This is a genomic window from Actinomadura scrupuli (assembly GCF_050971785.1).
In the GTDB taxonomy this organism is placed as follows: domain Bacteria; phylum Actinomycetota; class Actinomycetes; order Streptosporangiales; family Streptosporangiaceae; genus Actinomadura_E; species Actinomadura_E scrupuli.
In genome coordinates this window covers 256256-270233 of sequence record NZ_JBPCCU010000008.1, presented here as the reverse complement: position 1 = coordinate 270233, position 13978 = coordinate 256256, and the positions used below count along the sequence as shown (strand labels likewise).

17 protein-coding genes are annotated in these 13978 nt (G+C 73.5%); 9 read left to right on the top strand and 8 right to left on the bottom strand.

The window, feature by feature from the left end:
• Window positions 1-10: 10 nt before the first annotated feature.
• Window positions 11-814, bottom strand: a complete 804-nt coding sequence (locus ACRYCC_RS31910) for an alpha/beta hydrolase family protein (protein WP_433817459.1) — start codon at window positions 812-814, stop codon at window positions 11-13.
• The gene (locus ACRYCC_RS31905) at window positions 811-1254 is read right to left on the bottom strand and encodes an Lrp/AsnC family transcriptional regulator (RefSeq protein ID WP_433817458.1); all 444 of its coding nucleotides are present in this window, start codon (window positions 1252-1254) and stop codon (window positions 811-813) included. Before ACRYCC_RS31905 ends, ACRYCC_RS31910 begins: the two co-directional genes overlap by 4 nt.
• Window positions 1255-1371: 117 nt before the next feature.
• Here ACRYCC_RS31905 and ACRYCC_RS31900 point away from each other — a divergent pair, with 117 nt between their 5' ends.
• Together ACRYCC_RS31900 and ACRYCC_RS31895 are read left to right on the top strand one after the other, a co-directional pair.
• Window positions 1372-2196, top strand: a complete 825-nt coding sequence (locus ACRYCC_RS31900) for a tryptophan 2,3-dioxygenase (protein WP_433817457.1) — start codon at window positions 1372-1374, stop codon at window positions 2194-2196.
• A gap of 4 nt (window positions 2197-2200) precedes the next feature.
• On the top strand, window positions 2201-3430 hold the full coding sequence (locus tag ACRYCC_RS31895; protein ID WP_433817456.1) for a kynureninase: 1230 nt from the start codon (window positions 2201-2203) through the stop codon (window positions 3428-3430).
• On the opposite strand, the gene ACRYCC_RS31890 is transcribed toward ACRYCC_RS31895, so the two are convergent.
• A complete protein-coding gene (locus ACRYCC_RS31890) occupies window positions 3423-4457 on the bottom strand; it encodes a TIGR03617 family F420-dependent LLM class oxidoreductase (RefSeq protein WP_433817455.1) in 1035 nt (344 codons plus the stop codon). The two genes, ACRYCC_RS31895 and ACRYCC_RS31890, sit on opposite strands and share 8 nt — an antisense overlap.
• A 320-nt stretch (window positions 4458-4777) precedes the next feature.
• On the bottom strand, window positions 4778-5197 hold the full coding sequence (locus ACRYCC_RS31885; protein ID WP_433817454.1) for a hypothetical protein: 420 nt from the start codon (window positions 5195-5197) through the stop codon (window positions 4778-4780).
• Between the two features lie 513 nt (window positions 5198-5710).
• Here ACRYCC_RS31885 and ACRYCC_RS31880 point away from each other — a divergent pair.
• Window positions 5711-6106 carry an ATP-binding protein gene (locus tag ACRYCC_RS31880; protein WP_433817453.1) on the top strand — a complete coding sequence of 132 codons (396 nt, stop codon included), beginning with the start codon at window positions 5711-5713 and terminating at the stop codon, window positions 6104-6106.
• Window positions 6107-6115: 9 nt separating this feature from the next.
• Here ACRYCC_RS31880 and ACRYCC_RS31875 read toward each other — a convergent pair whose 3' ends face one another.
• Both ACRYCC_RS31875 and ACRYCC_RS31870 read right to left on the bottom strand, forming a co-directional pair.
• Entirely contained in the window at window positions 6116-6727 is a 612-nt protein-coding gene (locus ACRYCC_RS31875; protein WP_433817452.1) for a hypothetical protein, read from the bottom strand.
• Window positions 6717-7238 carry a SigE family RNA polymerase sigma factor gene (locus ACRYCC_RS31870; protein ID WP_433817451.1) on the bottom strand — a complete coding sequence of 174 codons (522 nt, stop codon included), beginning with the start codon at window positions 7236-7238 and terminating at the stop codon, window positions 6717-6719. The genes ACRYCC_RS31875 and ACRYCC_RS31870 overlap by 11 nt, the downstream gene beginning before the upstream one ends.
• A gap of 525 nt (window positions 7239-7763) precedes the next feature.
• Here ACRYCC_RS31870 and ACRYCC_RS31865 point away from each other — a divergent pair.
• On the top strand, window positions 7764-9062 hold the full coding sequence (locus tag ACRYCC_RS31865; RefSeq protein ID WP_433817450.1) for an FAD-binding protein: 1299 nt from the start codon (window positions 7764-7766) through the stop codon (window positions 9060-9062).
• A gap of 29 nt (window positions 9063-9091) precedes the next feature.
• On the opposite strand, the gene ACRYCC_RS31860 is transcribed toward ACRYCC_RS31865, so the two are convergent.
• Window positions 9092-9343 (bottom strand): hypothetical protein, encoded by a 252-nt coding sequence (locus ACRYCC_RS31860; RefSeq protein ID WP_433817449.1) that lies wholly within the window; start codon window positions 9341-9343, stop codon window positions 9092-9094.
• A 143-nt stretch (window positions 9344-9486) separates the two neighbouring features.
• On the opposite strand from ACRYCC_RS31860, the gene ACRYCC_RS31855 reads away from it, so the two are divergent.
• From ACRYCC_RS31855 to ACRYCC_RS31845, 3 genes are all read left to right on the top strand, one after another.
• Entirely contained in the window at window positions 9487-9960 is a 474-nt protein-coding gene (locus tag ACRYCC_RS31855; protein ID WP_433817448.1) for a hemerythrin domain-containing protein, read from the top strand.
• A 143-nt stretch (window positions 9961-10103) separates the two neighbouring features.
• Window positions 10104-10595 (top strand): helix-turn-helix transcriptional regulator, encoded by a 492-nt coding sequence (locus tag ACRYCC_RS31850; protein ID WP_433817447.1) that lies wholly within the window; start codon window positions 10104-10106, stop codon window positions 10593-10595.
• 194 nt (window positions 10596-10789) lie between these two features.
• A complete protein-coding gene (locus ACRYCC_RS31845; RefSeq protein ID WP_433817446.1) occupies window positions 10790-11119 on the top strand; it encodes a hypothetical protein in 330 nt (109 codons plus the stop codon).
• A gap of 10 nt (window positions 11120-11129) precedes the next feature.
• Here the strand turns inward: ACRYCC_RS31845 and ACRYCC_RS31840 are convergent, their stop codons facing one another.
• The gene (locus ACRYCC_RS31840; protein WP_433817445.1) at window positions 11130-11990 is read right to left on the bottom strand and encodes a DUF6338 family protein; all 861 of its coding nucleotides are present in this window, start codon (window positions 11988-11990) and stop codon (window positions 11130-11132) included.
• 445 nt (window positions 11991-12435) lie between these two features.
• On the opposite strand from ACRYCC_RS31840, the gene ACRYCC_RS31835 reads away from it, so the two are divergent.
• Window positions 12436-13455: a cryptochrome/photolyase family protein gene (locus ACRYCC_RS31835; protein ID WP_433817444.1), complete on the top strand. Its 1020-nt coding sequence runs from the start codon at window positions 12436-12438 to the stop codon at window positions 13453-13455.
• Window positions 13452-13934 (top strand): cryptochrome/photolyase family protein, encoded by a 483-nt coding sequence (locus ACRYCC_RS31830; protein WP_433817443.1) that lies wholly within the window; start codon window positions 13452-13454, stop codon window positions 13932-13934. Before ACRYCC_RS31835 ends, ACRYCC_RS31830 begins: the two co-directional genes overlap by 4 nt.
• Window positions 13935-13978 lie beyond the last annotated feature (44 nt).

Here is a 13978-nt window from a genome sequence, read left to right as displayed (position 1 = left end):
GGGTCGGGGGTCACGGTGAGGGGATCGCCGCGGCGAGGGCGGCGAGGACCCGCGGCCAGACCGGGGACAGCGGGTCGATGAGGGCGAAATGGTCGGCTCCCGGCAGCTCGGTGAGGGTCACCGCGTCACCGGCCCGGGCGGCGCGGGAGGCGTACGCACGGCTCATCCCGACCGGCACCCGGTCGTCCCCGGTCCCGTGCAGCAACGTGACGGGGGCGCCGAGCGGCAGCAGCGCCGCCGGATCGGCCATGGCGTAGCGCTCGGGCAGCTCGGCGGCGGAGCCGCCCATCAGCGCCGCCGCCGCCCCGTCGTCGAGGTCCCAGGCGTCGCAGAGCTCCAGCGAGGCGCAGCCGGCGAGCGAGACCACGCCCGGCGGGCGGCCGGGCGCGTGCCAGCGCGAGCCCGGCGGCAGCCGGTGCCTGGCCGCCGCCCACAGCGCCAGATGCCCGCCCGCCGAATGGCCCGCCCACACGGTGCGCGCCGGATCCGCGCCGTACCGCTCCGCCACCGCGCCGACGGCGTCGAACGCGGCGGCGACGTCGTCGAAGGTGCCCGGCCAGCCGCCGCCCGGGGCCCCGGACCGGCGGTACTCCGGCACGGCGACGAGGTGGCCCGCCGCCGCCAGGGCGTCGGCCATCGGGCCGGTATGGGTCCGGTCGTACTCCGCCCGCCAGAACCCCCCGTGCACCAGGACGACCAGCGGCGCCGGCACCCGGGCGGGCAGGCGGATGTCGATGACCTGGTCGGGGTGCGGGCCGTACGGCACGGTGTGGTCGGGGTCCGGCGCGGCGCGGCCGAGCACCTCGCGGCTCATGCGGGCTCCGCCGTCACGACCGGCCGCCAGAGCACCGGGCTGGACAGCACCATGGTGCTGGACGGGGGCCCGTACTCCGCGAGCCGGTCGATGAGCGCCTCGAAGGCCGCCATGGCGGGCACCGCCACCATCAGCACACAGCACGCGTCGCCGGTGACCCGGTGCAGCTGGACGACCTCGGGCCAGGTCTCCACCTCGAAGTCGCGCAGCACACAGCGCGGCCCGTAGCACTGGACCTGGACCAGCGCGGTGATCGGCCGGCCGGCCTTGGCGAGGTCGACGTGGGCGTGGTAGCCGCTGATGACGCCGTCGGCCTCCAGCCGCCGCACCCGCTCGGCCACGGCCGGGGAGGAGAGGTTGACCCGGCGCGACAGCTCGTTGAAGGACAGGCGCGCGTCACCTTGCAGCTCCGCCAGCAGGCGCCGGTCGAGCGCGTCCATGTGTTCTCCCGATCGTAAGGTAATCTCCGAAAACACGTTTCGATCGCCAAGTCATCGAGGCTTATCCGTACATGATGCCCCTTCTACGGCAACGAGTACAGGGCAGACAATGATCGTATGACGCACCAGAAAGTGGCCCCGCCGAGGCTTTCGTCCCCGGCCGCCACCCCGTACTCCACCTACGCGGAGATCACCACGCTCCACTCGCTCCAGCGGCCGCGGACCGGCGAGAGCGCGGAGATGTCGTTCATCGTGGCGACCCAGGTGATGGAGCTGCTGTTCGGGCTGCTGCGGCACGAGTGGGAGGGGGCTCAGCAGGCCCTCCGCGAGGACGACGTGCCCGGCGCGATGGAGGCGCTGCGCCGCGGCCTGGGCGTCCAGGACGTCCTCGTGGGCTCGTGGGACCTGCTGGCGACCCTGACCCCACGCGAGTTCAACGTCTTCCGCGGGCATCTGGGCGAGGCCTCCGGATTCCAGTCGTACGCCTACCGGCACCTGGAGTTCCTGCTCGGCAACAAGTCGGCGGCGATGCTGCGGCCGCACGAGGCCGTGCCCGAGGTGCACGCCGATCTCGCCGCCGCGCTGCACGCGCCCAGCCTGTACGACGACGTGCTCGCGCTGCTGGACCGGCGCGGCCTGCCGATCCCGCTCTCCCAGCTCGACGGGGACCGCACCAGGCCCTACCAGGCCCACGCCGAGGTCGAGAAGGCCTGGCGGATCGTCTACACCGGCGAGGCCCACCGCGACCTGGAGCGGCTCGCCGAGCTCCTGCTCGACGTCGCCGAACGCGTCACCCGCTGGCGCCGGCGCCACGAGTCCGCCGTCAAGCGCGCCATGGGCGCCAAGCCCGGCACCGCCGGCTCCAGCGGCCTGTCGTGGCTGCGCAAGGCCGTCGAGCAGGACGTCTTCCCCGAACTGTGGTCTCTCCGGAACGAGCTGTAGACACGTGATCACCCGCACCGACTGCGCGGCCCGCGACGCCGCCGACCCGCTGGCCCGCTTCCGGGCGGAGTTCTCCCTCCCGGAGGGGGTGGTCTACCTGGACGGCAACTCCCTGGGCGCGCTCCCCCGCCGTACCCCGGGCCGGATCCGGGAGATGGTCGAGGACGAATGGGGCCAGGGCCTGATCCGGAGCTGGAACGACGCCGGATGGTACGACCTGCCGCGGGACCTGGGCGACGGGCTCGCCCCGCTCGTCGGCGCGGCCCCCGGCGAGGTCGTGGTCTGCGACTCCACCTCGGTCAACCTGTTCAAGGTGCTGGCGGCGGCGCTGCGGCTGCGCCCGGGACGCCGGGTCATCGTCTCCGATCCCGCCTCGTTCCCCACCGACCTGTACGTCGCCGAAGGCGTGAGCGGCCTGTTCGACGGCTGCGAACGCCGGCCGGCCGGCCCGGGCCCGGACGGCGCCCTCGGTGACGCGCTGGACGACGACGTCGCGGTGGTGCTGCTCTCGCACGCCGACTACCGCACCGGCCGGCTCTACGACATGGCCGCGGTGACCGAGCTGGTCCACCGGCACGGCGCCCTGGTGATCTGGGATCTGTGCCACTCCGCCGGCGCGCTCCCGGTCCGGCTCACCGACTGCGGCGTGGACTTCGCCGTCGGCTGCACCTACAAGTACCTCAACGGCGGTCCCGGCTCCCCCGCCTTCGTGTACGCCGCCGGGCGCCACCACGAGGCCGTCTCCCAGCCGCTGACCGGCTGGTTCGGGCACGCCGACCCGTTCGCCTTCGACGGCGCGTACGCGCCCGCGGCCGGCATGGGACGGTTCCTGGTCGGCACTCCTCCGCTGCTGAGCCTCGCCGGCCTGCGGGCGAGCCTGGAGATCTGGGCGGAGGTGGACCTGCGGGCGCTGCGGGCCAAGAGCCTGGCGCTCACCGAGCTGTTCATCCGGCTGACCGACGGCCTCGGGCTCGAGCTGGTGACACCCCGCGAGCCCGGGCAGCGCGGCAGCCAGGTGTCGCTGCGGCATCCGCACGGCCACGCCGTCGTGCAGGCCCTCATCGACCGCGGGGTCATCGGGGACTTCCGGAGCCCCGACATCATGCGGTTCGGGTTCGCCCCGCTGTACGTGACCTACCGCGACGTCTGGGACGCCGCGACCGCGCTGGCGGAGGTGCTGGACTCCGGGGCCTGGCGGGACGAGCGGTTCGCCGCCCGCGGCGCCGTCACGTGACCGCGTCGCCGGAGCCCAGCCGGGCCCCGCCGCGCAGCGCGTCCAGGATCTCCGCGACGCAGTCCGGCTCGGCCCGGTAGGGCAGGTAGAACCCGATGCGGTCGGCGATCCCGCCGGTCCGGCGGGTGATGGCGGCCGCCACCTCGGCCGGCGTGCCGACCACGCCGACGGCCGCGAGCAGCCCGTCGTCGATCAGTCCCGGCAGCTCGGCCCACCGGCCCTGGCGGACCAGGGCCGCCAGCTCGGGCTGCAGTTCCCCCTGGCCCTCGGCCTCGAGGACGGGGCGGTAGGCGGGCGTCGAACCGTAGAAGGCCAGCGTCTGCCTGACCCCCGCGCGGGCGGCGCTGAGCTCCGCCTCGTCCCGGCCTGCGCCGACGATGAACTGGTGGCAGACCTCCAGCGACGGCCGTTCCCGCCCGCCGTCGGCCAGGCCGCGCCGCACGGCCGGCAGCGTGGTCGCCCGCACGAAGGCGTCGGAGTTGAACGGGTGGATGAGGTACCCGTCGGCCACCTCGGCCGCGGCCCGCGTCATGAGCGGCCCGACGCCCGCCATGAGGATCCGCGGCGGGCCGTACGGGTTCGGGCCGGGGTTGAAGACGGGGGGCATCAGCGTGTGGGTGGTGAACTCGCCGCGGAAGTCCAGCGGGCCCCCGGTCTCCCAGCAGTGCAGCACGGCCTTCACCGCCAGGACGTACTCCCGCATGCGCGCCGCCGGACGCGACCACTCACCGCCGTACCGGCGTTCGACGTGCGCCCGCACCTGGCTGCCCAGCCCGAGCCGGAACCGGCCGCGGCTCAGCACCTGCAGGTCGTAGGCGAGGTGAGCGAGGTGGACCGGGCTGCGCGGGAAGGCGACGGCGATGTTGGTCATCAGCTCCAGGCCGCTGTCCGCCGCGAGGGCCAGCGGCAGGAAGACGTCGTGCGGGCCCTCGAAGGTGAAGACCCCGTCGAATCCCATGGCCGCGAGCTCGGTGGCGCGTGCCGCCGCCTCCGGCAGCGGGGCCCTCAGCTCGGTGTCGATCGGCACTGGCCGAGCGGGAGGAAGCGTCCGGTCGGCCGTGGTCATCGGGCCTCGCCTCAGGTGTCGCGGCGCCGTGTCCCGGCCGGGACGGCGTAGCGGACTTGATACCCGCCCGGCCGGCGGGTTGGCAAGACCCGGGCCGGAACCGCCGTCCCGCCGGTACGAATCGCCGGGGCGTCTGCGGCCCCTTCCCTGTTAACGCCAGGACCACAGACGCCTCGGCCCGCTCGCCCTCCTCTCCTCGTCTCTCGACGTGAAGAGGGGGACGACCAGCAGTACGCGGACGCGTGCGCAGACGGTTCATCCCGGCACGGGATTTCTCTCGATCAGTTCTGGCCCGCCGGCCGCGGAGGCCGGGGCCGCAGTGCCCAGGCGAGGGCCGCGACGAGGGAGATCCCGGTGAACGTGCCGATCGCCACCAGGGCGGCGCCCACCGGCCACAGGCCATCGCCGTCGGCGTCCCCCGCCGCGTCCACCGAGAAGCAGAGGGTCATCGTCAGCGTCATGCCCAGGACGGCGGCCACCGGGTGCCCGCGCCGGCCGGCCGCCACGGCGACGGCGCACAGCGTGGCCACGAGCCCGAGGACCTGCCAGGCCTGATACGGCCCGCTGACCCCGCCGCCGGGCAGCGGGTCCTTGTGCTGGTCCCAGCCGAGCCAGCCGAGATAGCCGGCGGCCGTCGCGGCCGCGATGAGCACGAACGCCGCCAGACCCCTGGTCAGGCGTCCCCATGTGGAAACCCGCATCCGGGCATCACCTCCGCCGACCATTGTGCGGAGGCACGGGCGGGCACGCCTGAGTACGCGGGCTCAGCGACGGGAGATCACCTACTCATCCGGGCGCCGTGCGCGGCGGCCTGCCCGGGGACCCCGGAGACCGGGCCGGTGGTGCCCGGCCTGCGGCGGAACCATCCGCAGGCCGGGCGGATCCGTGGCGGGGGGCGCCTGTCCCGGGCGGGTCATCACGGGCGCCCCGAGACCTCATCACCTACCTCTTCCGGGGGTACCCAGGGGTACGCACGGCGGGTGCGGCGAGTTCACCGGTTCCCGGAGAACGTGCGCCACGGCCCTTCGCCGGTGCGCCGGGACGGCGTGGTCCGTCATCGCCCCGGCGGACTCACCCGTGAGATCCCCCGCGGGTGGGTGTCGCGGCGGCGATCCGGGAGTGACCATCCAGTCATCTGGCCGGCCGTCCCTCATCGATCTGGTCACCGCTCGTCCGGCACGGCCCACCACAGTGGCAGGCGCGGAGGTATCACGATGAACGACGGCGTCCTGAGGTCGAGAGCGACCTACCCCGGAGAACCGCGCGCCGCCGCGGAGGTCCGGCGTGCCCTGCGGGAGCAGATCGGAGCCGGCCACCCCGCGGCGGACGAGATCGTGCTGCTGACCGTCGAGGCCTACACCAACGCGATCACCCACACCGGCTCCCGCGACCCGGGCGGCAGCGTCACCATCGCGCTCTACGCCGAGGACCGGGCCTACCGGGTCGAGATCACCGACCAGGGCGGCGCGCAGACCACCCCGGCCGTGCGCGAGGACCTGTACGCCGAGGGCGGCCGTGGCCTGTTCCTCCTCGACGCCCTCTCCAAGGAGTGGGGCATGCGGCGCGAGGACGGCGGCGGCCTCACCGTGTGGTTCAGGGTCTCGTTCTGAGCGGGGAGCTCATCCTGGTTGCGGGGAGTAGCGGAGATCCATCGTGTCGGTGTGCCCCGACCACGTCAGGGTCAGATGCCAGCATCCGGGCCGGGGAAGGTCGATGCCCGAAGGACCCGGCCCGCCCGGCACCGTGCGCGTCACCCGGGTCCCCGTGCCGTCCAGCCTGGCATGGACGACCAGCGGGTCTCCGGGAACGAGCGGGACGCGCGAGACCCAGAGGATCTTGTTGCTCAGGTCCCGGCGCGGCGGCGCCGCCAGCGGATCGCCGAACAGGATCGCCACGATGTCGCCACGGGCCCCGAGGACGTACGGCATGCGCGGCTCGGCCGCGCTGAACCCGGTGCGCGCCCACGGCGGGAGCACCCGGCTGGGCACGCTGACGGCACACGAGCCGGCACCGGTCGCCGGGGAGACGCGACCGTCGCCGCCGCCGGTGACGATCCCGTACACCGGCAGCACCCCGGCCGCCAGCACGGCGGCTCCGGCGGCCGTCAGCACCCGGTTGCGCACGACCCTGCGGCGGTGGCGCCGGAGCACGGCGGCCAGCAGATCCGGCGGGGCCACCACCCCGGCCACGTGGTCGCTCATCGCCTGACGCAGTCGGCTCTCAGTGCTCATACGACACTCCCGCGCTCTCGACACCGGCGTTGCGGAGCCGGGCCAGCCCTTTGGCGGCCTGTGACTTGACCGTCCCGGCGGAACAGCCGAGCAGTGCGGCGATCTGGGCCTCGGACAGGTCCTCCCAGTAGCGCAGGACCAGCACCGCCCGCTGGCGGGGCGGCAGCCGCCGCAGTTCCCCGAGCAGCAGATCCCGGAGCACGACGCCGTCGTCGGCGGCGGACACCAGCGGCTCGGGCGGCTGCGCCATGTGCACCTCGCGGAGCAGCTTCCAGCGCCGTGCCCGGCTGATGGTGACGTTGACCAGGATGCGGCGCACGTAGGGCTCGGGATCGCCTTCCACCCGGTCCCAGTGCCGGTAGGCCTTCTCCAGCGCGGTCTGCACCACGTCCTCGGCGTCGTGCCGCGATCCGGCGCACAGCAGCACGGCCGTCCGCAGCAACGCCGATCCGCGCGCCGCCACGAAGTCCTCGAACTCGTGCTCGTCGCTCACCGCCCCGCCGACCCCCATCCGTGCTCCTCTCGGCCGTTCACCGACCACACATACGCTCCGGCCGCCCGCGGGGTTGCCCGTGCGCACGAGGAAGTTGGCGGGTGCCCGGCGGGACACCGGTACGTCCAGGTTCCACCCCCGGAGCGCGCGGTCCCGCCCTGGGCCCGGCCGGGCGGCGCGGCGACGGGCCGGAGGAGCGCTCCGGTCCGGGCCGTGAAGAGGCCGCCGGTGCGGTGCCGAGACGGTCCGCACGGGGCGGCCGGGGCGGCCACGGGAAGGGCCGCAGACGCGTCGGCGCCTGCGGGAGGTTTCCCGCAGGCGCCTTGACCGCATCACCAAGCCCGGGAGCACGGGCACCCAGGAGTACGGCGCACGCCGCCGGCGCGGTTCACTCGAAATCGGGCCGGTTTCGCGCGAAGCAGGGCGGCCTCCCGGCATCCGGGCCGGGGGCGGCGTTCGCCGGTGAGATCTGCCGATATCGTGCCTGGTGAGGGGATCACGGTCGGTGCGGCCGGCGAGCCTCCTCTGAGGCGGGAGGGCGGGATGCCGGTGACCGGGGGTCTGACGAACTGGGCGGGCAACGTCGTGTTCCAGGCGGGCGGCGTGCACCGCCCGACGTCGACGGCGCAGCTACGACACCTGGTCGCACGGAGCCCGAAGGTCCGCGCGCTGGGCAGCGGGCACTCCTTCAACGACATCGCCGACACGTCCGGCGTCCTGGTCTCGACGGCGGAGCTCCCGGCCACCATGGAGATCGACACCGCCGCCGCCACGGTCAGGGTCGGCGCGAGCATGCGCTACGCGGAGCTGGGCCGGCGGCTGCACGGCGCGGGCCATGCCCTGCCCAACCTCGCGTCCCTCCCCCACATCTCGGTGGCCGGCTCGATCGCCACCGCGACGCACGGCTCGGGTGACGCGAACGGCAACCTCGCCACGGCGGTGTCCGAGCTGGAGCTGGTCACCGCGGACGGCGACCTCGTCACGCTCAGCCGGGACCGGGACGGGGACCGGTTCCGCGGTGCCGTCGTGGGCCTGGGCGCCCTCGGCATCGTCGTCAGCGTGACCCTGGACCTCGTGCCCGCCTTCGAGGTACGGCAGCGCGTCTACGAGGGGCTGCCGCTCGGCGTGCTGGACGAGCACTTCAGCGACCTCGTCTCCAGCGCGTACAGCGTGAGCCTGTTCACCGGCTGGCGGGACGCGCGGATCGACCAGGTGTGGGTGAAGCGGGTCGGCCGGGACGGCGCCTGGCCGGCGGAGCGGGACTGGTTCGACGCGCGGCCGGCCGACGGCCCGCGGCATCCGGTGCCCGGCATGTCCGCCGTGCACTGCACCGAGCAGCTGGGCGTGGCGGGCCCGTGGTTCGAGCGGCTGCCGCACTTCCGGCCCGGCTTCACCCCCAGCAGCGGGGCGGAACTCCAGTCGGAGTACCTCGTGCCCCGGCGGCACGCCCTCGCGGCCCTGCACGCCGTCGACGAGGTCCGCGACCGGGTCGCCCCGGTCCTGCAGATCTCGGAGATCCGCACCATCGCCGCGGACGAGCTCTGGATGAGCCCCTCCTACCAGGAGGACACCGTGGGGCTGCACTTCACCTGGGTCGAGGACGTCCGGGCGGTGCTGCCGGTGCTGACGCTCCTCGAGGAGCGGCTGGCGCCCTTCGACGCCAGGCCGCACTGGGGCAAGCTCTTCACCACCCCGCCCGAGGTCCTGCGGTCCCGGTACCGGCGGCTGCCGGACTTCCACGAGCTGGTCCGTCACTACGACCCGGCCGGCACGTTCACCAACGCCTTCCTCGACCGCCACCTCTTCGGCGGCCTCGTCGGCGAGCGCTTCGGCGACCGCTGAGTCCCGCCCCGGCGGGCCGGGACCGGTGGTCAGCCGGTCTCCATCGAGCCCTGCTGCCCCGGGTAACCGGGCCTCTGCCCGGGCAGGCCCACCCTCTCGTCGGGGGCCGCCTCGCTCGCGGTGAGCCGGTCCGGCGGCCCGGCGGCCTCGTCCGGCGGCCCGCCCGGTACCGGGGGAACCTCCGCGTCCACGGGAGGTCCCGCGTTGACGCCCTGCGGCTCGACGAGCCCGTGTTCGATGTCCGCCTGCCGTTCCGGGTCCGGTCGCTCTCGTCCGTTCATCCTCACCCCCTACCCCCCTTCCGCCGAAGGTCACGGCACCGGAGGCGGGGAGATCGCTCCGGGAACCTCGTCCGAACCCGTCTGCATGATCGACGGATCGCGGGGCAGTACACGGGCTCCGACACCCGCGAGGAGAGGCGACCATGGACGCGATCGTGCTGCTCAAGGACGACCACAAGACGGTCGAGAAGCTGTTCAAGGAGTTCGAGAAGGCCGGCGACCGGGCGGTCAAGACCAAGCAGCAGCTCGTCCAGAAGATCATCGAAGAGCTGACGGCCCACGCCCACATCGAAGAGGAGATCTTCTACCCCGCCGCCCGCGAGGCCGTACCGGACACCACCGACCACGTGCTGGAGAGCATCGAGGAACACCACGTGGTGGTCTGGATGCTGTCGGAGCTGGCCGGCATGGACCCGGCCGACGAGCGCTACACCGCGAAGGTCACCGTCCTGATCGAGAACGTCCGCCACCATGTCGAGGAGGAGGAGCAGGACTGGTTCCCCACGGTCCGCGAGTCCATGGGACGCAAGGTCCTGCAGGAGCTGGGCGAGAGGATGAGCGCCGCGAAGGCCGAGGCACCGCGTGATCCGCTGAAGCTGCCCAGCGCGACCGCCTGAGCGCCCCCGGCCACGAACGCCGGCCGCGAACGCCGGGCGGGCGGCGGCGGTGCCGGCACCGCCGCCGCGCCGGCGGGCCGTACCGGCCTCCGGCCGCCGGGGAACCGCCTGCGCTTCTGCGGTGGTTGATGCAGGCTTGACCCATGGACTCCCCCGCCCGGCCGCAGTGGCACATCACCCTCACCAGCGTCGGCTTCGTCTCACCGGAACAGCTCGCCGCCCTCGCCGACGAGACCGGCTGGACCGTCACGGCGGGCATCGAGCCGCACACGACCGAGATCGTCCTCACCAGCGCCCTCGATGACCTCCGGGCGGCCATCGACGAGGCCTTCACCGTGGTCGGCCGCGCCACCGCCGGCCTCGACCTGGAGCGGACCGGCGTGCGGGCGTGCCCCTGGAGTGACCCCTGCGAGCCGCCCGGCGGCGCGGCGCGGGCGGTTCCGCTCGTGGCGGTGGCCGAGGTCGCCGAGATCCTCGGCGTGTCCCCGGCCCGCGTCCACCTGCTCGCCGAGCGCAAGGACTTCCCCGAGCCGCAGTACGAGCTCGCCACGGGGAAACTCTGGCCGGTTTCGGACATCTACCATTTCGACAAGATCTGGGATCGCGGCCCGGACCGGCCCGGCGCGAACGCCTGAGAACGGAAGGCGGGCCATCACCCGGCGAGCCCGCCCTGGTGCCCCGATCAGCGCGGAGACGGGCCCCGGCCACCGTGGCACGCGGCTCCGCGGCCGGCCCGCTCTCCGCCCGGCCAGGGGATTAGGCCGTCCGCAACCAGGCCCTGTCCCGGATTGCCTCCGCGCAGATCGTCGCGGGCTGCGATCCTTCGCCGGTGAAAAGACGACTACCGTGGGTCGGGCTGACGCTGATCACCGCAGCCGTCGGGCTCGGGTTGTGGCCCGTGCACAGCGAGGAACTCGACTGCGGATCCGTCCTGCGGCCCACGGACTTCTCCGACCGGTCCGTCGAGCTGACGCAGGCCAAGGACTTCCTCGACCCGGAGGTCCCGCACGCCATGTGCGCCTCCGCGCGCACCCCTCTGCGGTACTCCGCGGCGGTCCTGGGCGTCTGCGGGCTCACCGCGCTGATCGCCGGAGGCGTCGCCCGGCGCCGCGCCACCGGACCGGCGGGCGGGCCCGAACAGGACGGCCCGGGCGCGTAGGACGCGGCCGCTACCCGGCCGCCCTGGCCAGCAGTGCCACCGAGGCCAGCAGCAGCAGCTCCACGCCCAGCAGCCGGGCGAGCATGTACGGGTCCGAGCGCCTTTCGTAGCACCAGTGGAGGAGCCATTTCAGCTGGCCCGCGGCGTCGCGGCGCGGGCTGGAGTGCCGGGGATAGCTCTTCAGCTGGGGGCTCATCTGGGTCGTCCCGGACTTCCACCCGCCGTCCACGTGGCGCACCAGGATGCTGACGATCGCGCTGCGCGGCAGCACCAGCCGGTGCCAGTTCACCGGGTCGAGCGGCAACGGCTTGCCGAGGTCGTCCAGGTGGAAGATCGGCCCTTCCAGCACCAGCTGGCGTTCTGCCGGGTCGGTCTCTTTGGAGTAGTCGTCGAACAGACCGCGATATGTGTCGCCGTTGTTGAGTTTGACCTCGAGTTCGACATCCGACGTCAGCACGTCCGTCTGCCGGCCGCCGGGATATGCCGGAGAATGCAGGCCACTTCCGGCGATCGCCGACGCCTTCTCGATCCTGGTGTGCGCGGCGGCGGCCAACGCGGCGATCGTCAGGGAGAGCGCGAGAAAACAGATCGCCGTCCAGCTCGCGAGGACGAGAGAACGCGCCAGGTAGGTGCCGTCCTCGGCCAGCAGGCGGGGATTCAGCATCGTCCCCGGCCCCAGCCACCGCACCGCCCCGAGCACCGCCAGCGTCACCGTGCCGAGCAGCACGGAGGCCAGCAGCACCCGGCCGACCTGCGGAGACGACACCGGACGGGTACTACCCGCCACCCGCCCGCGCAGCATGTCGTAGTGCATGCCGGGCGCCAGCAACAGCGCCACCGCGACGATACAACCGACGACCGACGCAGCCATCGGGCGCCTTACCGGAAGAGCGAATATGAACGTCGCGTATCCGGCGATGCGGATACCGGGTCGGCCCATATCCCGCACGTGCGTCCATCGGTCATGCCTTCTCCTTGGCGGAGCCGGTCCATGGAGTCGCCGCCCCATGATGATCACCAATTGGCACTAGAGCATCCCATCCGATATGAGCGGAAATCAATGCCTGTCCCAATTATCATGCGGTCCAATTGGCCCTTGAGCGCGACGTTCGGCGGCGACCCGCCGCGACCTTCCAGAGGGCCGCCGAGAAGGCCGCCCGGAGCCGCCTCCGGCCCGCTCGGCCGCCGGTTCTCGGGGGCCGCCGGGCGCGCCCCGGAAGCGGGCGGCCGAAGGCCCGGTGAGGGCAGGTACAAGCTTCCCCCCGGCCCGGGTGTCGGCGGGGCTCCCTCGGGCCGGTGGCCGCTAGAAAGCGAACGTGACCGACCAGGCTTCCGACCCGCCGACGCGCCGCTGGCTGTTCGCCGACCAGCTCGGACCGCACTTCCTGGACGACGCCGAGCAGCCCGTCCTCCTGATCGAGTCCCGGGCGGTGCTCCGGCGGCGCCGGTTCCACCGGCAGAAGGCGCACCTGGTGCTGTCCGCGCTGCGCCACCGGGCCCGCGAGCTCGGCGACCGGGCGACGTTCGTGCGGGCCGAGACCTATGGTGAGGCGCTCGGCGAGGTGGGCGGCCGGGTGGAGGTGTGCGCACCGACCTCCTACCCGGCCCGGCGCTTCGCCGCGTCGCGTCCCGGGGTGACCGTGCTGCCGGAACGCGGTTTCGTCTCCGGCCCGGACGACTTCGCCCGGTGGGCCGGGGGCCGTGGCAGGCGCCGCCTGCTGATGGAGGACTTCTACCGGGACGCCCGTCGCCGGCTGGACGTCCTGATGGACGGCGACGAGCCGGCCGGCGGCCAGTGGAACTACGACCGACTCAACCGGGAGCCGCCGCCGGACACCAAGCGCCTCCCGGTCCCGCCGCCCTGGAGGCCCGAGGAGGACGAGATCGACGAGGAGGTGCGGGCGGACCTCGATCGCTGGGAGGCGGACGGAGAGGTCTCCTTCGCCGGAGCGGACGGGCCGCGCTGGGCGCCCGCGACCGCGCGGGAGGCGGCCCAGGCGCTGCGGCATTTCGTCCGGCACCGGCTGCCCGCGTTCGGCCCGTGGGAGGACGCGATGCTCGCCGACGACCCGTTCATGTCGCATTCCCTGCTCTCACCCGCGCTCAACCTGGGCCTGCTCGATCCGCTCGACTGCGTCAGGGCCGCGGAAGGGGCCTACCGCCAGGGCACGGCTCCGCTGCCGAGCGTCGAGGGCTACATCCGGCAGGTGATGGGCTGGCGGGACTACGTCTGGCACCTGTACTGGCATTTCGGGCCGGACTACCGGGCGCGAAACGCCTTCGGGCCCGGGCCCGGGTGCCCGGCTGGCTCTGGGATCTCGACGCCGATCAGGTGACCGCCGCCTGCCTGCGGCGGGTCCTGGCCGACCTGAGGGAGCGCGGCTGGGTGCACCACATTCCCCGGCTCATGGTCCTGGGCAACTGGGCCCTGCAGCGCGGGATCGACCCGGCGGAACTGACGGCCTGGTTCCACCTCTCCTTCGCCGACGGCTACGACTGGGTGATGGCGCCCAATGTGGTCGGCATGAGCCAGCACGCGGACGGCGGGCTCATGGCGACCAAGCCGTACGCCGCCGGAGGCGCGTACATCGACCGGATGAGCGACTTCTGCGGGAAGTGCCGCTTCAACCCGAGGAAGCGGGTCGGCGAGGACGCCTGTCCCTTCATCGCGGGCTACTGGGCCTTCCTCGAGCGCAACCGCGCGCTCCTGGCGCACAACGGCCGGATGGCGCAGGCGCTGCGGGGGCTCGACCGGATCCGGGATCTCGACGCCGTGGCCGCACAGGAGCGGCGCCGGGGAACCTCGCCCCCCTGACCGGGGCGAGATGCACAGCCCGCTCTGCGCAGCCGCGCCCCGGC